The sequence below is a fragment of the Mycobacterium sp. 852014-52144_SCH5372336 genome, assembly GCF_001665615.1.
Classification (GTDB): domain Bacteria; phylum Actinomycetota; class Actinomycetes; order Mycobacteriales; family Mycobacteriaceae; genus Mycobacterium; species Mycobacterium neumannii_A.
Genome location: NZ_LZSW01000063.1, coordinates 1 through 18,914, shown reverse-complemented (window position 1 = coordinate 18,914; position 18,914 = coordinate 1). Strand labels below are relative to the sequence as shown.

The window sequence follows — 18,914 nt, the reverse complement described above, 5'->3', positions numbered from 1 at the left end:
CTACCCCGACTCGCTGACCCGCTTGACCGCGTGCCCACCGAACTGGTTGCGCAGAGCAGAGACCGCCTTCATCGCTGGCGAGTCCTCCTGCCGCGAGGCGAACCGTGCGAACAGCGACGCCGCGATCACCGGCATCGGCACCCGATGGCTGATGGCTTCCTCGACGGTCCATCGGCCCTCACCGGAATCCTCGGTGTAGCCACTGATCTCACCGAATTCGGGGTCTTCCTTCAGCGCCTTGGCCAGCAGCTGCTGCAGCCAGGACCGGACGACGGTGCCGTTGCTCCACGCCTGAATGACGGCCTGGGTATCGGTGATCAGTTCTTCGGCCGCCAACAGCTCATAGCCCTCGGCGTAGGCCATCATCAAGCCGTACTCGATGCCGTTGTGCACCATCTTCGCGTAGTGGCCCGCACCGACCGGCCCGGCGTGCACGAACCCGTCTTCGCGCGGCCCCGGCGGTCGCAGCGTGTCGAAGATCGGCATCGCGCGTTCGACGTCGGCGTCGCTGCCGCCGACCATCAGCCCGTAGCCTTCCGTCAGACCCCACACGCCGCCGGAGACACCGGCGTCGACGAAGGTGATTCCCTTGTCACCCAACAGTTTCGCGTGCGGGCCGTCCTCGGTGTAGCGCGAATTGCCACCGTCGATCACCAAATCACCTTCGCTGAGCTCCTCGGCGAGGGCGGCGATGGTGTCGTGGGTGATCGGTCCCGAGGGCACCATGACCCACACCACCCGCGGGGCGTCGAGGGCCTCCGCCAGGGCCGCGAGCGTGGGCACGTCGGTCACCTCCGGTCTCGGGTCATAACCGACGACCTCATGGCCTCCTTCACGCAGGCGCTCGCGCATGTTGAAGCCCATTTTGCCGAGACCGACCAGGCCGAGTTGCATGTGTGCGCCCCTTCTCCGGCGTTTTCTGGCGTCCAGCCGGTTCAGCCAGGTAGGCGCACCGGCATCAGCAGGTAGACGTAGTCGGTCTGCTGGGCGGGGAACGGTCCCGTCGCACCGACATCTGCGTCGTCGTCATTGGCCGGGCGCAATACCGCGGGACGGCTGGGCGTCGTGAAACCGAAGGTGACCCGCTCGGAGTGCAACGAGCTCAGGCCGTCGGTCAGATACGTGGGGTTGAAAGCGATGGTCAGCGGGTCGCCGGCGAAGCTGACCGGAAGATCCTCCTCCGCGCGGCCCACGTCGTCGGCGCCCGCCGACAAGTGCAGCGAGTCCTCGGAGAATTCCATCCGCACCTGGGCGCCGCGATCGGCCACCAGCGCCACACGCTTGATGGCCTCGGTGAGTTCACCGACACCGATCGTCGCCATCGCGGTGTGCTCGGTGGGCAGCAATTGCCGGAATTTCGGGAACTCCGCATCGAGCAGACGAGTGGTGCTGCGCTTTCCCCCGCTGCTGATACCGAGCAGGCCTTCCTTGCCGACCGCCGATCCGGCACCCAGCGACAGATGCACGTCGCCGCCGTCGGAGCCGGCTTTGGCCGCTTCCGAAAGGGTCTTGGCGGGCACCAGCACGGCGGCCTCCAGGTCAGGCCCGGCCGTGGACCACGTCAACTCGCGAACCGCGAGCCGGAACCGGTCGGTGGCGGCCAAAACGACTTTCTCCCCGGCGATTTCGACGCGGATACCGGTCAGCATCGGCAGCGTGTCATCGCGGCCGGCCGCGACGGCGACCTGGCCGATCGCTTCGGAGAACAGCTCGGCGGACACCACGCCGGTCTCGTCGGGCAGCGCGGGCAGCGTGGGGTAGTCCTCAACGGCCATCGTCGGTAGCGAGAAGCGCGAACTACCGCACGTCAGCGACACCCGTGTGCCGTCGACGCTGACGTCGATCGGTTTGGCGGGTAACGCCCGGGTGATGTCGGACAACAGCCGACCGGAAACCAAAACGCTGCCGGGTGAAGCGATCTCGGCGGGCACCCGCACCTCGGCGGAAACCTCGTAGTCGAATCCGGAGATCATCAACCCGTCCTCGGAGCCGGTCAGCAGGACGCCGGCGAGCACTGGGACCGTGGGCCTGGTGGGCAGATTGCGGGCCACCCATGCCACGGCTTCGGCGAAGTCTTCACGTACCAGACGGAACTTCAGATCGGTGACACCAACCGTTGTCGTCGCCACGTCCATAGGGTCCCTTCGATCACAATCACGACAAGCCTCAAACAGCGGTTTCCCGGTGTCTCACCACGCGTCTCAACGATGCGTCCCCGACGACGGTAACGGCTGTGCTGAATCACCGTAGAGCTTTCCGCCCCAACTTGAAAGCTAATCGATCGGGCTGACATCGGGGCCCTCCGGCCGGTGGGACCGTCGATGCTTCGGTGCTTCCCCAAGCGCCTTCTTCGAAGGAGATTCTTCAGAGATATACAAGCAACAGTATTAGGGCCTGTGGAGACTGGGGATGAACACATGTCAGCGCTGCGTACGGGCGTAGGCGGCTGTGAGGTAACTGTGGATGTCTGCGGCGCCGGGCGGGACGGACTGTGGAGATGCTGGAGGTTGTGTAGCAACCGGGTGGCAGTTCGGCCGTTGATCCCAGGTTCTCCACACCGGTGTGCACAACGCCTCGCTGTGACTGGCGGTGCCAGCGGTACAGAAGATTTTTGACGAAATTTCTGTCGGGACGGCCGTATCCGGACGCGAACGAGCGCGACGGGAGGGGAGTGGGGCGAAGTGAGTCAGCGCTTGGAGCGTTGACGGATGCGCGTCGTGAGTTCTTTCACGTGATCGAAGACCTCACGCCGCTCGGCCATCTCACCGCGAATCTTCTTCTCCGCGTACATCACGGTGGTGTGGTCACGGCCGAACGCCTGCCCGATCTTCGGCAGGGACAGGTCGGTCAGCTCGCGGCACAGATACATGGCGATCTGTCGCGATTGTGCGAGCGCGCGCGTCTTACCGGGGCCGCGTAACTCCTCGACCGTCGTCTCGAAGTACTCGGCGGTGGCGGCCATGATCGCCGCGGTGCTGATCTGCATGGTGCTGGCATCGGAGATCAGATCGCGCAGCACGATCTCGGCCAGCGACTTGTCGATCGCGGTCTTGTTCAACGACGCGAACGCGGTGACCCGGATCAGGGCGCCTTCGAGTTCGCGGATGTTGCGCTCGATGCTGCTGGCGATGAGCTCGAGGACGTCGTCGGGCACATCGAGACGATCCATCTGGGCCTTCTTGCGCAGGATTGCGATGCGCGTCTCCAGCTCCGGGGGTTGGACGTCGGTGATCAGGCCCCACTCGAAGCGGGTGCGCAACCGGTCCTCGAGGGTGGCCAACTGCTTGGGCGGCCGGTCCGACGAGATCACGATCTGCTTGTTGGCGTTGTGCAGCGTGTTGAAGGTATGGAAGAACTCCTCCTGAATACCTTCCTTGCCCTCGATGAACTGGATGTCGTCGACCAACAACACGTCGATGTCGCGGTAGCTGCGCTTGAACGAGGCCTTGCGGTCGTCGCGCAGCGAGTTGATGAAGTCGTTGGTGAATTCCTCGGTCGACACGTACTTGACGCGCATCCCGGGAAACAGCCGCTGGGCGTAGTTGCCCGCCGCGTGCAGCAGGTGGGTCTTGCCCAGCCCGGACTCACCCCAAATGAACAACGGGTTGTACGCGCGCGCGGGTGCCTCGGCGATCGCGAGGGTCGCCGCGTGAGCAAACCGATTCGAGGCGCCGATGACGAACGTGTCGAAGGTGTAGCGCCGGTTGAGGTTGACCGCTGTCGGGTCGTCGGTCAGCGTGTTCGGTGGCCGGCTGGTGAAGTAGGTCGGCCAACTTTCCTCGGCGCTGGCCCTGGCTTCGAGATCGTCGTCGACTTCGTCGGGTTCACCGACGGCCGAAAGGCCGCTGAGCGGGCCGTCGGTGTCGTCGGGCCGGGGGTCGGCGATACGCACACCGAGTTCGACGCGCTGTCCGAGCTGGCGGCTCAGCGCGGTGATGATCGGCTCCCGCAGATGGCGTTCGATCTCGTTCTGCACAAACGGGGTGGGCACCGACAGCAGGGCAAAGCCCTCGGTGATCACAAGGGGTTTGACCAGCTTCAACCAGGCTCTTTGCTGAGGAGTGAGGCCCGGGCCCGCCATGTCGCCACCCGCACCTGCGGGGCTGCCGTTCAGTTCGGCGACCACTGTGTTCCATACGGCCACGAAGGGGGGGTCGGGGTCAGCTGTCAACGACGACTACCCCCTTGCGGCCGGCCCAGAGACGACCAAAGGAACGATGACGATCTGTCCACAAAGTTATCCACAGGCTGTGGAGACTGGACAGTCGTCGTCGTTCTGTTTTCTACCGGCGGGGAGGCCGCGGGTCGGGCCACATCACAGATGTGAGGCATCCTGTGGGCTCACGACTGGTCGGGCATCCTCGCTTCGTTGTCCGTCGCCGTTTCGTTATCGAACGGCACTGGCAGAAGCTAACAGTTTTCTTCGCGGGTGCCAACCGTTCTGCAACATTGCATGGACGGATATTTTCGGCTGGTGGTCGGCGGTGACGCGTGTTGCAAATGTGGCTGTCCACACTGACATTCGGCCAGGTTTGACCCAGCGAAAACTCCTCAGTACCCTCGAACAGTCGCCCGTACGAGGTGATACGGCTGCGACCCGGGCATCGACCGGGGACCGCGCCGGCTAGCAAGATGGACGAGCTTACCAACGGCAACTGCGTCCAAACCGATTCGTACGTCGTCGGTGGGGGCTGCGGGTGCCAGACGCAACAAGGAGACAGCCGTGGCCAAGGGCAAGCGGACCTTCCAGCCGAACAACCGGCGCCGGGCGCGCGTGCATGGCTTCCGGCTGCGGATGCGCACCCGGGCAGGCCGTGCGATCGTCACGAACCGCCGGAGCAAGGGTCGGCGCAAGCTGACTGCGTGACTCCCACGTGACTTCGAGCGGGAGTTGACGCTGGTGCTTCCGGCGCGGTACCGCATGACGCGGTCAACGGAGTTCGGGAACACGGTCAGTCGAGGGATGCGCGCTGTGCAGCCCGATCTCGTCGTGCACGCCCTGCGGTCCGACGAGCCCTCAGAGCCCGGACCGCGGATCGGGCTGGTCGTCTCCAAAGCCGTCGGCACCGCGGTGCAACGCCATCGCGTCGCCCGGCGGCTGCGCCACGTCGCGCGATCCCTCGTCGATGAGCTGGACCCCGCCGATCGCGTGGTGATCCGCGCCCTGCCCAGCAGTCGGCATGCGATATCGGCGCGGCTCGAACAAGAACTGCGCACCGCCCTTCGCCGAGTCAGACCCAAGTCCGAGGCCGCCCGGTGAGGTCGGCCGGGGCGCGGACGGCGCGCGCCGTCATCTTCGTGATTCAGCTGTACCGGCACACCATCTCGCCGTTGCGGCTGCCGACGTGTCGATTCACCCCGACCTGTAGCCAGTACGCCGTCGACGCATTGACCGAGTACGGGTTGGTGCGCGGCGGTTGGCTCGCGACGGTACGGCTGTTGAAATGCGGGCCGTGGCATAGGGGAGGATGGGACCCGATCCCAGAGCGCCCGGCCGCCGGCGGACACGGCGACCAAGACGGGGCGGGCGCTCCCGCGGACGAGTCTTCAGAGGATCGGAACACCACTGCCGACGTCAGTGGCGGCCATCCAGCATTGCGAGCAGGAAGCGAGACGCGTGTTTAACTGGTTCAGCCTCGACATCATCTACTACCCGGTGTCGGCGATCATGTGGGTGTGGTACAAGCTGTTCGCCTTCCTGCTGGGTCCATCGAACTTCTTCGCGTGGGCGCTTTCGGTGATGTTCCTGGTGTTCACCCTGCGCGCGATCCTCTACAAGCCGTTCGTGAAGCAGATCCGGACGACGCGCCAAATGCAGGAGCTGCAGCCGCAGATCAAGGCACTGCAGAAGAAGTACGGCAAGGACCGTCAACGCATGGCGCTGGAGATGCAGAAGCTGCAGAAGGAACACGGGTTCAACCCGATCCTCGGCTGCCTGCCGATGCTCGCTCAGATCCCCGTGTTCATCGGCCTGTTCCACGTGCTGCGGTCGTTCAACCGCACCGGCGGCTACGGGATCGGGGCCCAGCACCTGGACCCGGCGGCGAACCGGTCGCTGCCCAACTACGTGTTCAGCGCCACCGACGTCGGGCACTTCCTGGACGCCCATCTGTTCGGCGCGCCGATCGGTGGGTGGATGATCCAGACGACCGGCCTGGATGCGTTCAAGGAGTTCAACCGGGCGTCGGTGATCGCCGTCGGTGTGCCGATCATGATCCTGGCCGGCGTCGCGACGTACTTCAACAGCCGGGCTTCGGTGGCGCGGCAGAGCCCCGAAGCGGCAGCCAACCCGCAGACGGCGTTGATGAACAAGCTGGCGCTGTACGTGTTCCCATTCGGCGTCGTCGCCGGCGGGCCGTTCCTGCCGCTGGCCATCATCATGTACTGGCTCGCGAACAACATCTGGACCTTCGGTCAGCAGCACTATGTGTTCGGCAAGATCGAGAAGGAAGAAGAGGCGAAGAAGCTCGAGGCGCAGGAGCGGCAGGCGAAGAACGCACCACCGCCGGGAGCCAAGCCGAAACGCACCCGTAAGAGTCAGACGGGGAACGCCTCCGAGGTTTCCGAGCCGGGGTCGAGCGACGAGTCCGAAAGCAGCGAGGCGGCGTCGGAGAACGGCGCGGCGGGCAAGAAGCCGGCGGGCAGTAGCCCGGGCAAGGCAGCGAGCGGCAAGGCAGCGAGTGGTGCAGCGAACCGCACGCCGCGACCCGGCGCGCGGCCCAAGAAACGTAAACGGTGACCGGACGATCCCGGTGGAATGAGGAGAGAAGGACATGACTGACGCCGAGACGACCGAGCGCGACGAACTCGTCGATGAGGACGGCAATGCCTCCGCGCCGGTAGCCGAGGACGATCTGGAGGAGAAGCTGGTCGCCGAGGGTGAGATCGCGGGCGACTATCTCGAGGAGTTGTTGGACCTGCTCGACTTCGACGGTGACATCGATCTCGACGTCGAGGGGGACCGCGCGGTCGTGAGCATCGACGGCGGCGACGACCTGAACAAGTTGGTGGGTCGCAAGGGTGAAGTGCTCGACGCCTTGCAGGAACTGACGCGCCTGGCCGTGCACCAGAAGACGGGGGAGCGCAGCCGGCTGATGCTCGACATCGCGCGCTGGCGGCGCCGGCGTCGCGATGAGTTGGCCGCACTCGGCGACAAGGTGGCGCGCCGCGTGCTCGAGACCGGCGAACGCGAAGAACTGGCCCCGATGACGCCGTTCGAGCGCAAGATCGTGCACGACGCGGTGGCGGCCGTCGACGGCGTCCACAGCGAGAGCGAGGGCGTCGAGCCGTCGCGGCGTGTGGTCGTCCTCGCCGACTGACCCAGAGTTACAACTGTGTAGTTCATTGGCGTCATCGGTCCGACGCGACGATCCGGAGGATGTTTCACGTGAAACATGGGGAGGTGTCGGCGCCGCCGGACGTGGCCGCCTCCTTGTTCGGGGAGCGCCTCGACCGAACCCAGCGGTACGCCGCGACTCTTGCGGGCGCGGGCGTCGAACGCGGGCTGATCGGTCCGCGGGAAGTCGAGCGAATTTGGGAGCGCCACATCCTCAACAGTGTGGCGCTGTCCGAACTCATCGGGCCGGATCAGAGAGTCGCCGACATTGGTAGTGGCGCGGGCCTTCCCGGGATACCGTTGGCGTTGGCCCGACCCGACTTACACGTGACGCTCATCGAACCACTCCTGCGCCGCAGCGAGTTCCTGCGCGAGATGGTCGACGAACTCGGGATCGACGTGACGGTCGTTCGCGGACGGGCCGAGGAGCCGGGGGTGAGGAAGCAGTTGGGGGAGACGGACGTAGTGGTGTCCAGGGCGGTGGCCTCCCTGGACAGGCTGACTCGATGGAGCATGCCGCTCCTTCGCGTCGACGGCCACATGCTCGCCCTCAAGGGTGAGCGTGCCGAAGAGGAGATCCGCGACCATCGGCGTGTGATGGCGTCGCTCGGCGCGGCCGATGTAAGGGTGATGAGGTGTGGCGCGAACTACTTGGATCCACCCGCGACCGTCGTCGTGGCACGGCGGGAGAAGGCGGTAACGCACCGGCCAACGGGCAGGGGACGAGGATGATGGCGTCACAAAACGGGGTGCCGACACCCGCCGGCCCGGCCGCGAATGTTCCACGTGAAACCGGCGACGTCGCAGTCGGCCTTGCAACGGGAACGGCCGATGTTTCACGTGAAACCTCGCCCGGCACCGCTCCCAAAGAGCAGTGGCCGGAGAAGGCGGCACAGGACCGCTGGGAAGATCCCGTTGGTCTCGATACGCCGATCGGCGCCGAGGCCGAGCGCGCGGTGCGGTTGCTTCACGCCGCATCGAAGGGCAGTCTTCCGCGGCCCGACCGGCAACGCGTGTTCACGATCGCCAATCAGAAGGGCGGGGTCGGCAAGACGACCACGGCCGTCAACATCGCGGCGGCGCTCGCTCTGCAGGGACTGCAGACGCTCGTCATCGACCTCGACCCGCAGGGCAACGCGAGCACGGCATTGGGCATCGAGCACCGGCCGGGCACGCCGTCGTCGTACGAGGTGTTGATCGGAGAGATCCCGCTGCGCGACGCCCTGCAGCGCAGCCCCCACAACGAGCGGCTCTATTGTGTGCCCGCGACCATCGACCTGGCCGGCGCCGAGATCGAGTTGGTGAGCATGGTGGCCCGCGAAGGCCGCCTGCGCACGGCGCTGGCGTCGCTCACGGAGTTCAACTTCGACTACGTGTTCATCGACTGCCCGCCGTCGCTCGGCCTGCTAACCATCAACGCGTTCGTCGCAGCGCCCGAGGTGCTGATCCCGATCCAGTGCGAGTACTACGCACTGGAAGGTGTCGGCCAGCTGATGCGGACCATCGAAATGGTCAAGGCGCACCTCAATCCGCAACTCGACGTGACCACGGTGATCCTCACGATGTACGACGGCCGAACCAAACTCGCCGACCAGGTGGCCTCCGATGTGCGCGCCCACTTCGGCGAGAAGGTTCTGCGCACTGTCATCCCGCGCAGCGTCAAAGTGTCCGAGGCGCCCGGTTACGGAATGACGATCCTCGGCTACGACCCGGGCTCGCGCGGTGCGATGAGCTATCTGGATGCCAGCCGCGAGATCGCCGATCGCGGCCAGAATCGAAACAACCGATGAGCGTGTGCGGAGAAAGGCAGAACGTACTGATGAGCGCTTACGCGAAGAGGAGCAGACGATGAGCCAACCCACACGCAAGCGCAGCGGTCTCGGCCGCGGCCTGGCTTCGCTCATCCCCACCGGCCCAGCCGACGGCGACCAGTCCGGGCTCGGCCCGCGGATGGGGGACGCCGCCGCCGATGTCGTGATCGGCGGGCCGTCCAACGGCGTGGTGAATGAGGTCGGCGCGGTGTACCGCGAGATCGATCCGGCATCGATCGAGCCGAACCCGCGGCAGCCGCGACAGGTCTTCGACGAGGAGGCGCTGGCCGAGCTCGTCCACTCGATCCGCGAGTTCGGTCTCATGCAGCCGATCGTCGTGCGCCCGCTTCCGCAGCCCGAACCGGGAGGCGCCCGCTTCCAACTCGTGATGGGGGAGCGGCGCTGGCGCGCCGCCCAAGAGGCCGGCCTCGCCACCATCCCGGCGATCGTCCGCGAGACCACCGACGACAGCATGCTGCGCGACGCGTTGTTGGAGAACATCCACCGCGCGCAACTGAACCCGTTAGAGGAGGCGGCCGCCTATCAGCAGCTGCTCGACGAGTTCGAGGTCACCCACGATGAACTGGCGTCACGGATCGGGCGCTCGCGTCCGGTGATCACGAACATGATCCGGTTGCTGCGCCTGCCCATCGCCGTGCAGCGCCGGGTCGCCGCCGGGGTGCTGTCCGCCGGACATGCGCGCGCTCTCCTGTCGCTGGAAGGCGGACCGGAGAAGCAGGAGGAGCTCGCCGCGCGGATCGTCGCCGAGGGGCTGTCCGTGCGAGCGACCGAGGAAGCGGTCACGCTGGCCAACAGCGCGGGCCCGGCGGCGCCGGCCGCGCCCAAACGCAAGCCGATCAACATGCCGGGCCTCCAGGACGTTGCCGAGCGACTGTCCACGGCGTTCGATACGCGCGTCACGGTCAGCCTCGGCAAACGCAAGGGCAAGATCGTGGTCGAATTCGGTTCAGTCGACGATCTGCAGCGCATAGTCGAACTGATGAGCGCATCCGAACGGTGACCTACCACACCGGGTAATTACGTCACTGTGACACAACCCGGGCCTCATCGGCGTGATCGCCGCCCTTCGAAGGAAACCACCTGTGACACAACGCGTTTCGCCGCTCCTTGCGAGAGGCACCCGAATCGGAGCGTCGAGGTGTCCGCACCCTTCTATTCTGGAGGGGCAGCTATGTACCTCTGCACCGCGTAGGACTCGGGGACTCTAGTGTCGGCACGCATCACGCCTCTGCGGCTCGAAGCGTTCGAGCAGTTGCCCAAGCATGCCCGTCGCTGCGTGTATTGGGAGGTCGATCCCTCGACCCTCGGGCGGGATGCGACCGGCGCAGCGGTTCCCGGCGTCGACGACCACCTGTCGGATCCCGAATTCGAGAAAGAAGCATGGCTGTCGATGGTCATGCTCGAATGGGGATCGTGCGGTCAGGTCGCGGTGCAGTGTGCCGAGGGCGAGACCGACGACGGACCCGTCCCGCTTCGCGGAGACGAGGCGTGCCTGGGATACGCGTTCTACGCGCCGCCCGGCGCCGTTCCCCGTGCACACCGGTTCCCGACTGCACCCGTCAGCGCCGACGCCGTCCTACTCACGTCGCTGGGTATCGAATCCGGTGAGGACTCCGAGGGATTGTCGCGGGCGCTGATCTCGGCGGTGGTGGGGGATCTTGTGCGTCGCGGTGCTCGTGCGCTCGAAGCGTTCGCGCACACCACCGAAGTCCGCGAGCTCGCCGAACCGGGTGCGGTGACGCCGGCGCTGCGCCCGGTCGTGGAAGTCCTCGGCGACTGCTCGGTCGAACAGTGCGTGCTCGACGCTGATCTACTTCTCGACGCGGGTTTCGTCGTCGTCGCCCAGCACCGGTACTTTCCGCGGCTGCGTCTGGAGTTGGAGCAGGGGCTGGGCTGGAAGGCCGATGTCGAAGCGGCGTTGGAGCGGCTGTTCGAGTTCGCGCAGATACGCCAGCCGGTCGGGGCGGGTGCGAGTTCGGTGTCTTTGACCGCGATCGGCGGTCAGGACGGGCTGACGCGTCCGGCCTGCTCGACCGAGAGCTCGTGGGCGAGCAGTTCGGCGAACGTGAAAGTGCCTGTGGGACGGTCGTTTTTGCCGAGCAGGTAGAGCCGCTTGACGGCGGCGAGCATGCCCTCGGCGATGGCGTCGCGGGCTTGCGAGGACACCAGCATGGCCCGGTCGTGCGGGTTGGTGATGTAGCCGACATCGACCTGCACCGTGGGCATCCGGGTCAGACGCAACAGGTCCCACGTCCGCCCATGGGTGCGGCAATCGCGTAATCCGGTGCGGGCCACGACTTCTCGTTGGATGAAGTCGGCGAGATTGCGGCCGATGGTGGACACCGAGCCGTGCGAGTTCCCGAAGTGGAACGATGCGACACCGTTGGCCCCGGGGCTGGGCTGGGTGGCGCAGCGCAGGCTGATCATCAGGTCGGCGCCGACGGCGTTCGCAGTCGCGGCGCGTTCGGCGTCCGAGGGGGCACGGTTGGCCGGGCGCGACAGGAACGTCTCCATCCCGATCGCGGTCATCCGGCCCTCGAGCCGACTCGCCAGATCCCACAGGATGTCTGACTCGCTGATCGGCCCGCTCGGGCCCTGCATGATCTGACCGTGGTCGTCACCGCCGCGGCCCGGGTCGATGATGATGCGCTTACCCGAGAGCCGGGGACCGGAGCGGCGGACCAGCTCCTCCTCGCGAATCGCATGCGGAGAGCCGCCGGTGACGCGTGATCCCAGAAAGTACAAGGAGCGCAACGTCTCCGGGCCGCAGATCCCGTCGGGGTACAGGCCGTACTCGCGCTGGTACGACATCAACGCGTTGTGCGTGCTCAGACCGAAATGTCCGTCGACGAGGCCGGTGTAGAAGCCGAGGTCTTGGAGTCGGGCCTGCAGTGTGGCGACGTCGTCGCCGAACATCGGGGCGCCGAACTGGTGGCTGAGCGTGCGTGCGCCGAGCCGGTACGACGCCTCCTTGAGCGCGCGGTACGTCGCTTCGCCGACGATCCCGTCGACCAGCAGACCTCGGTGCTGCTGGAAGGCGCGCACGGCATGGTCGAGTTCGGCGTCGAACAGGTCCAGCGCGATATGCCTGCCGGTGGTGATCTCCTCGTCGGAGTTGTCGAGCATGCCCAGCGCCGTCAATGCAGCCCTGATCTCGGTGACCGCGGACCCGCGGTCACCGCGACGCAGACTGGACATATGCGGCCTTTCAGTCACGGTTGTCAGCTGCGCGAGGGCGCCGACCAAGTTGACGGGCTGGCACGATTGTCGCAGACACTTCGCCGATTCAAGAAAACGCCAGGCGGGTGTCCGTGCCCTGGATTGCCGCGCCGGACGGCCGCTAGAGCACGTCAGAAAGCTCGCGCAGCAGCGCAGCCTTGCCTTTTGCGCCGACGATCCGCTTCACCGGGGAGCCGTCTTTGAACACGATGAGCGTCGGGATCGACACCACCTGGAAATCCCGCGCCGTGACCGGGTTGGCGTCGACGTCGAGCTTGGCGACGGTCAGCGCGCCAGCCTTTTCGGTGGCGATCTCCTCGAGCACCGGGGCGATCATCTTGCAGGGACCGCACCAGGTCGCCCAGAAGTCCACCAGCACCGGTGTGCTGCTGGACAACACGTCCTGAGAGAACGAGTCGTCGGTCACCGCTACCGTGGATCCGGTGGTCTCGGTCATCGGGGTACTCCTATCAGACGGGTGTTTCGATGGTTTCATCGCTTGGGCCAGAACCGATTTCGGCGAGCCAGCGTTCGGCGTCGATGGACGCCGAGCAGCCGGTGCCCGCAGCGGTGATGGCCTGGCGGTAAGTGCGGTCGACGAGATCGCCTGCGGCGAAGACACCTTCGATCGAGGTGCTGGTCGAACCCTTTTGCGTCAGGACGTAACCGTCCTCGTCGAGGTCGACCTGCCCGCGAATCAGATCCGAACGCGGGTCGTGGCCGATCGCGACGAACACACCGGTGACGGCCAGCTTCGACTCCTCGCCGGTCACCTTGTTGCGCAACCGGACTCCGCTGACCTTGGGGCTGCCTTCGATCGCGAGGACGTCGGTGTTGGTCAGGAACGTGATCTTCTCGTTCGCGCGGGCACGATCCAGCATGATCCGCGACGCGCGGAACTCGTCGCGGCGGTGCACCAGGGTGACGCTGCGGGCGAACTTGGTGAGGAAGATCGCCTCTTCCATCGCCGAGTCGCCGCCACCGACGACGATGATGTCCTCTTCGCGGAAGAAGAACCCGTCACAGGTCGCGCACGTGCTCACGCCCATGCCCATCAGGGCCTCCTCGCCCGGCACGCCGAGGTGCCGCGCCGCAGCGCCCATCGCCAGGATGACCGCGCGGGCCCGGTAGGTGTCGTCGCCGACCGTGACGGTCTTGACCGGACCCTCGAGCGAGACAGCGTCGACATCCTCCATGCGCAGGTCCGCACCGAAGCGCAACGCCTGTTCGCGCATCTCGTCCATCAACTCGGGACCGGTGATGCCGTTGCGGAAGCCGGGATAGTTCTCCACCTCGGTGGTGGTCATCAACGCACCGCCGAACTGGACGCCTTCGAACACCAGCGGCTTCAACTGCGCACGCGCCGCGTAGATCGCTGCGGTGTAGCCGGCCGGACCGGATCCGATGATGATCAGATCGTGAACCGTGGATGTGGTGGTCATGAGCGCCTTTCTGCCACTTTCGCGGCACCGGTATAACACCAGCGTAGGCGGTGGTGTTCCCGGAGTTTCCGAACAACCTCGGGGGACAGACTACGGTCGTGCGACCACGGTTTCGGCCAGCAGCCCACCGTGAGCCGCATGGCACGTGGCGTCGACGGCCACCGCGAGGACGTCGGTGTCCGCGCCCGAGGGCAGAAGCAGCACGACAGCCGGACGCCCGGACAGCTCGACCGGGAGCGCCCCGAGGACGGGCGTGGTCGCCGAGTGCCCCAGCCCCTCGAGGCAGGCGGCGCGGCGGCGCGGATCGGACAGCGGTCCGTATTCGGGGGGTGCCGACAGCAGGCCGGCGAGCTGGGGACCGGTCAGCGGGAAGGCCGGCGCACGACGCGGCACGGTGATGTGCCCGGCGGTGGGCCCGGCCTGGGAAAACCGTGGTGCGGGATCGCGCACCGCCATCGACGTGCCGATGACGACCCCGGCGGTCACGGCGGCGAGGCCGGTCACCAGCCCGAGAACCTGCGTTCGGCGCAGCCGGGGCCGTTCGACGGCGTGATGAGGTTCACCGGCGGCCCGTATCGCAGCACCGATGCGTGCGGTGACGCCCGCGGGCACCTCCGGCGCGGAGTCCTCGTCGTGCGCCAACTCGGCCAGGCCGCGACGCACCCGCTCAACTGCGGGATCCGAGTCGTCGTCCGTTCCGGTCTGCATCGCTAGCCAGTCTCCACCACGACACATAAGACGCGGCGGATGTGCCGGCGGTTCCGCTCAGTCGGTGCGAGCGGTGGTTTTCGCGTCGAAGTACTCGAGTGCCTCGGCCAGCTTGGCCCTGGCGCGGGAGCATCGGCTCTTGACGGTGCCTTCGGGCACGCCGAGCATGCGGGCGGTCTCGGCCACGGAGTAGCCCTGCATGTCGACGGCCACCACCGCGGCGCGCTGTTCGACGGGCAACCGCATCAGGGCCCGTTCGACGACGATCGCGGTGTCCACGCGCGAGGCCGGATCGCCGATGTGTCCGTCGTCGTCGGACAGCGTCTCGGCAACGCGGGTTTTGTTGCGCCGCAGCCGATCCAGACACGAGTTCACGACGATGCGGTACAGCCAGCTGCTCACCGCCGCGTCGTAGCGGAAGGCGGGCGCCCGCCGGTGCGCCTTGAGCATCGCGTCCTGCAATGCGTCGGCGGCGTCGTCGGGATTACGACTGGTGATGCGCGCGATCCGGTACAGCTGCCGCTGGTGGCGGTAGAACAACTCCTCGAACGCGTAGCGGTCACCGGCGACGTGCGCGGCGAGCAACTCCGCGTCGCTGCGTCCCCCGTCCGGCCCCCCGAAGCTCCCCACAGCCGAACACTAAACGGCTACGCGGGTACCTCCCGACACATCTTTGGCGGGCTGGGGATGAATCCGGTCAACGCCAACCGTCCGGTCAGGACGCCGACCTGACCGTGATCTCGGCGATGTCCGACCGGCTCTCCCCGTTGACCTGGCCCAGCGTCGACACCCAGACCAGCAGGTTGGAGGTGGGCGAGGCGTTCTCGACCTTGATGGTGTTGGAGCCCGGCTTGAGTTGGGTGGCCGGCGTCAGCACGGTGGTGTCGGCAAGCGAGGACGGTGTCGGTGACTGCGCAGAGCGGATCTCGACGGCCGTGCCCGTGCTGTTGAGGTCGATGTCGACCTCGCCGACCGTGGTGGATTGCGGCAACTGCAGCATCAGCCCGACGCCGTTCTTGAAGTTCGGGAACGGCACCGGGTCGGTGTAGGTGTCGATCGGCCAGACCGTGGACTTGTCACCGTCGATCGCCTTGGGCGCATCGGACGGCGCATCGGCCTCACCCTCGGGTGAAAAGACCGTCACCGCAGTCGGTTTGACGACATTGCCGCTGTCGGTGCTGCCTTCGGCCGCCTCGGCGGTGGTCGGGTCGTTGAGCCCGAGCCGGTCGCCGCCCAGGCCGTCACCGACGTCGCCGAAGATCCGGCTCAGCACCGTCGCCAGCACCACGAGCGCGACCACGACGATGGCGCCGCCGACGCCAAGCCCGATCATCAGGGCCTTGCGCCGCCGCGCCTCGGTCTCCGGGTCGGTAGCGCCGGCGACGCCCGGAGACACCGAGCGGTCGGCTTCGTCGACCGGGGAGATCAGCTCGGTGCGATCGGCGATCGCCGTCGCCTGCTGGAGCAGGTTCAACAGCGTCGGCGCGCTGCGGATACCGCCGCCTTCCTGTACTGCTCGCGCCGCCGCGGCCGAGATCTGGAACGGGATCTGGCGATCGACCGCGCGCGGTTCGATCGGTTGTCCGGCCGAGTCGAGGTCGGCGGGGGCCAGGCCGCTGCGCACACCGTGCTCGGGCAGTGGCCACCGGTTGATCAGCAGGGCGTACAGCGCCGCCCCGATCCCGCGGATGTCGTCCTCGGGCGTCGCGTCGGGCAGCGTCGCCGGGAAGGCCAGCGCGACGTCACCCTCGATGCTGACCCGGACCCGCCCCGGGTGATCGAGCGAGAGCGCGACCCCGGCCCGATGGGCGGCCTCGGCGGCGGCCGCCAGCGACTGCATCGCCCTGGCGCCGCCGATCGGGGACGGCGACGTGTCGGCGACCTCGGTCAACGAGCCGCCTCGGATCCACTCCGACACGACCAGTCCACCGGATCCGGTGTTGACCACGTCGAGCACCCTCGCGATGCCGGGCATGTCGATGCTGCTCAGCTTGCGGGTGCGGGTCAGGATCTCGCGAAGCGTCTCGTCGGACAAGGTGTTGTCCGGGTCGACGAAGGTGAGCGCCACCTGGCGGTCCAGGGCGGTGTCGAGTGCCTGCCAGAACTGCAGTGTCGGCGGGCCGCCGTGGAACACCAGCAGGCGGTAGCGACCGCCGCCGACCATCGCGCCCGGGATGAGGTGGACGTCCTCGTCGGAGGTGGCGGCCTCGATGGCCGGTTCGCGCGGCGGGTCGAACGCGAGGGGCTCGCGGGTGGGATCACCGCCGTAGTCCGAGGGTGGCCGGCCCGATACCGGTAGCCGGGTGGTGCCGTTCTCGGCGGCGAACTCGGTGGTATGACCGGGGTCGGGGACGTCGGGCCGCAGGTCGTCGGCGACGACGTCGGACTGCCCGGTCGGAATCTCCCTGGTCGCGGAATCGGGTGTGGGCGCGGAGCCGCCTGCGGGTTCGTCGCTCACCGCTGGTCCTTTCCGCATCCGGTCCCCGGCAACGGGGGCAGGTGGTCCGCGCCGGACGGCCGGCGGGCGGTGCCGACGCCCTGGTGCGGACGAATTCCTCTGTTCAGGGTACGGGAGAGGGGTGCGCGTCCGTGGCCGGTCGGCGGCCCCGACAGCTACCCCGTCGCCTCGGGTGCCGGGCCCGGCACCAACGCCGAGTCGGCGCCGGACCGCGTTCAAGGCCGCCTGGGCATCGGGGACGCGCGCGCCGAGGAGGACGCCGACGATGACCGGCACCATGACCACGCCGAGCACGACCAGTCGCAGCAGGGAGCCGGCACCGCCCCAGTTTCGGGTCAGCGACTCCAGGCCGAACAATTTGTCGGCGACCTGGCCGGCCATCGCCGCGAGCAGCGAGGCGGCGATCGTGACCAGCACCGAACGCACGACTTGCAGGTTGATGAGCCGGCCGCCCGGCGGGTCGAGATTGGCGCGCAGCAGGAAGTAGCCGACCACCGCACCCGCGACGAAGCCCAGGCCGTTGGCCGTTCCGAGGTAGCCGGCGACCAGGTCGGGGTCGTCGGTGAGGTAGGGCGCGATCAACGACGCGATGATCTTGACGGTCGTGATCACGACGATCAGCAGGATCGGTGTCCACGGTTGTTGTCGCGCGTAGAACACCCGAAGTTGAAGCAGCACAAGCGCGTAGGGCACCAGTGTGAACGCCGACAGGGTGATCGCCATACCCAGGTAGTTGGCGTCGACCTCGCCGAAGTTGCCGTAGGCGAACAGCGCGCTGCCGATCGCGGGTCCGCCGACCGTCATCAGCGCGACGATGGGGATGAGCGTCACCATCGTCAGCCGGGTGGCAAGCGAGAGGTCGGCGAGCACCGCGCGTTGATCATTGGAGGCGGCGTTGCGGCTCAACCGTGGCATCACGACGGTCAGCACCGTCACCCCGATCATTCCGAACGGCAACTGCAGCACCAGCCACGTGTAGTTGTAGATCGCCGGCCCGGAAGCCGCGGCGCCACTGGCGATTCTGTTGCCGACGATCAACCCGACCTGGCTGATCAACACGTACAGCACCATCGCCGAGGCCATCGCACCGAACTGCTTCATCCGCTCGTCGATGCCCCACAGCGGGCGAAGGCTGATGCGTTCGCGGCGGATCGCGGCCAACAGCACCAGGACCTGCGTCACCGTTCCGAGCGTCATACCGATGCCGAGCACGAGGAGCTTCGCGTTGCCCATCCGCACCGGGTCGACCGAGAGTTCGCCGGGGACAATGAGATACACGCCGAGCGTCACGATCGCGACGATGTTGTTGCATACCGGCGCCCAGGCGGGTGGCCCGAACACGTTGCGGGTGTTCAGGATTGCCATGAACACCGACGACAACCCGTAGAACAGCACTTGGGGCAGCAGCAGGTATGCGAACGCGGTGGTGAGGTCGCGGTTGACTTCGGGGTCGCTGCCGAGCATGAGGTTGACGAGCATCGGCGCCGAGGCCACCGACAGCGCGGTGATGATCAGCAGCAGCGTCGTCGTCAGCGTGACCAGGCGCCGGATGAACGCCGTGCCGTTGTCGGGATCGTCGCGCTCGGCGCGCGCCAGCACCGGCACGAAGATCGCGGTGAAGGTCGCCTCAAGCACGAGCGCCGCAATCAAGTTGGGTAGCTGGTAGGCCACCGAGAACGCGCTGGTGAGTGCGGCGCCGAGGATGGTCGCGAGCAGCACGATGCGGGCGAACCCGGTGAGCCGGCTGACCAGTGTCGCGACCGCCATGCCCCACGAACGCGACACCACCGCCGCGTCGGAGAGTTCTTCGCTCTTATACACATCTCCGAGCCCACGAGACCGATCAGTATCGGGTATGGCGGCTTGTGGGTGAAAAAAAAAAAGGGGGGGGGGGGGGGGGGGGGGGGGGGGGGGGGGGG

Annotated in this window: 18 protein-coding genes; 9 read left to right on the top strand and 9 right to left on the bottom strand. The window is 67.0% G+C overall.

Annotation, left to right across the window (positions count from 1 at the left end; genetic code table 11):
- The 3 genes from gnd to dnaA form a co-directional block, all read right to left on the bottom strand.
- Positions 1–930, bottom strand: a complete 930-nt coding sequence (gene gnd, locus A5759_RS22625; protein WP_255392539.1) for a phosphogluconate dehydrogenase (NAD(+)-dependent, decarboxylating) — start codon at positions 928–930, stop codon at positions 1–3.
- 5 nt (positions 931–935) lie between these two features.
- Complete coding sequence (gene dnaN, locus A5759_RS22620; RefSeq protein WP_066840978.1) at positions 936–2,135, bottom strand: DNA polymerase III subunit beta; 1,200 nt, start codon at positions 2,133–2,135, stop codon at positions 936–938.
- A gap of 551 nt (positions 2,136–2,686) precedes the next feature.
- Positions 2,687–4,171 (bottom strand): chromosomal replication initiator protein DnaA, encoded by a 1,485-nt coding sequence (gene dnaA / locus A5759_RS22615; RefSeq protein WP_068201428.1) that lies wholly within the window; start codon positions 4,169–4,171, stop codon positions 2,687–2,689.
- A gap of 552 nt (positions 4,172–4,723) precedes the next feature.
- On the opposite strand from dnaA, the gene rpmH reads away from it, so the two are divergent.
- The 9 genes from rpmH to A5759_RS22575 all read left to right on the top strand — a co-directional run bounded on the left by rpmH (position 4,724) and on the right by A5759_RS22575 (position 11,275).
- On the top strand, positions 4,724–4,867 hold the full coding sequence (gene rpmH, locus A5759_RS22610) for a 50S ribosomal protein L34 (RefSeq protein WP_064346175.1): 144 nt from the start codon (positions 4,724–4,726) through the stop codon (positions 4,865–4,867).
- 33 nt (positions 4,868–4,900) lie between these two features.
- Positions 4,901–5,260 (top strand): ribonuclease P protein component, encoded by a 360-nt coding sequence (rnpA, locus tag A5759_RS22605; protein WP_068201426.1) that lies wholly within the window; start codon positions 4,901–4,903, stop codon positions 5,258–5,260.
- Positions 5,257–5,625: a membrane protein insertion efficiency factor YidD gene (gene yidD, locus A5759_RS25740; protein ID WP_082962247.1), complete on the top strand. Its 369-nt coding sequence runs from the start codon at positions 5,257–5,259 to the stop codon at positions 5,623–5,625. The genes rnpA and yidD overlap by 4 nt, the downstream gene beginning before the upstream one ends.
- Positions 5,626–5,668: 43 nt before the next feature.
- Positions 5,669–6,739, top strand: a complete 1,071-nt coding sequence (yidC, locus tag A5759_RS22600; protein ID WP_231984727.1) for a membrane protein insertase YidC — start codon at positions 5,669–5,671, stop codon at positions 6,737–6,739.
- Between the two features lie 34 nt (positions 6,740–6,773).
- Positions 6,774–7,319, top strand: coding sequence for a R3H domain-containing nucleic acid-binding protein (locus A5759_RS22595; RefSeq protein WP_068201422.1), 546 nt, complete (start codon positions 6,774–6,776; stop codon positions 7,317–7,319).
- A gap of 59 nt (positions 7,320–7,378) precedes the next feature.
- The gene (gene rsmG, locus A5759_RS22590) at positions 7,379–8,068 is read left to right on the top strand and encodes a 16S rRNA (guanine(527)-N(7))-methyltransferase RsmG (RefSeq protein ID WP_068201420.1); all 690 of its coding nucleotides are present in this window, start codon (positions 7,379–7,381) and stop codon (positions 8,066–8,068) included.
- On the top strand, positions 8,065–9,126 hold the full coding sequence (locus tag A5759_RS22585) for an AAA family ATPase (RefSeq protein WP_369816258.1): 1,062 nt from the start codon (positions 8,065–8,067) through the stop codon (positions 9,124–9,126). The genes rsmG and A5759_RS22585 overlap by 4 nt, the downstream gene beginning before the upstream one ends.
- Before the next feature lie 58 nt (positions 9,127–9,184).
- Positions 9,185–10,168 (top strand): ParB/RepB/Spo0J family partition protein, encoded by a 984-nt coding sequence (locus A5759_RS22580; protein ID WP_066840988.1) that lies wholly within the window; start codon positions 9,185–9,187, stop codon positions 10,166–10,168.
- 207 nt (positions 10,169–10,375) lie between these two features.
- A complete protein-coding gene (locus A5759_RS22575) occupies positions 10,376–11,275 on the top strand; it encodes an acetyltransferase (protein WP_068201418.1) in 900 nt (299 codons plus the stop codon).
- On the opposite strand, the gene A5759_RS22570 is transcribed toward A5759_RS22575, so the two are convergent.
- The 6 genes from A5759_RS22570 to murJ all read right to left on the bottom strand — a co-directional run bounded on the left by A5759_RS22570 (position 11,170) and on the right by murJ (position 18,762).
- On the bottom strand, positions 11,170–12,366 hold the full coding sequence (locus tag A5759_RS22570; RefSeq protein WP_064394699.1) for an N-acetylmuramoyl-L-alanine amidase: 1,197 nt from the start codon (positions 12,364–12,366) through the stop codon (positions 11,170–11,172). The two genes, A5759_RS22575 and A5759_RS22570, sit on opposite strands and share 106 nt — an antisense overlap.
- A gap of 142 nt (positions 12,367–12,508) precedes the next feature.
- On the bottom strand, positions 12,509–12,844 hold the full coding sequence (gene trxA, locus A5759_RS22565) for a thioredoxin (protein WP_068201416.1): 336 nt from the start codon (positions 12,842–12,844) through the stop codon (positions 12,509–12,511).
- A gap of 13 nt (positions 12,845–12,857) precedes the next feature.
- Complete coding sequence (trxB, locus tag A5759_RS22560) at positions 12,858–13,829, bottom strand: thioredoxin-disulfide reductase (protein WP_068201414.1); 972 nt, start codon at positions 13,827–13,829, stop codon at positions 12,858–12,860.
- Between the two features lie 90 nt (positions 13,830–13,919).
- Positions 13,920–14,537: a hypothetical protein gene (locus A5759_RS22555; protein WP_068201412.1), complete on the bottom strand. Its 618-nt coding sequence runs from the start codon at positions 14,535–14,537 to the stop codon at positions 13,920–13,922.
- 57 nt (positions 14,538–14,594) lie between these two features.
- On the bottom strand, positions 14,595–15,167 hold the full coding sequence (sigM, locus tag A5759_RS22550; RefSeq protein ID WP_068201409.1) for an RNA polymerase sigma factor SigM: 573 nt from the start codon (positions 15,165–15,167) through the stop codon (positions 14,595–14,597).
- Positions 15,168–15,252: 85 nt separating this feature from the next.
- Positions 15,253–18,762: a murein biosynthesis integral membrane protein MurJ gene (gene murJ / locus A5759_RS22545; protein WP_082962252.1), complete on the bottom strand. Its 3,510-nt coding sequence runs from the start codon at positions 18,760–18,762 to the stop codon at positions 15,253–15,255.
- Between the last annotated feature and the right edge of the window lie 152 nt (positions 18,763–18,914).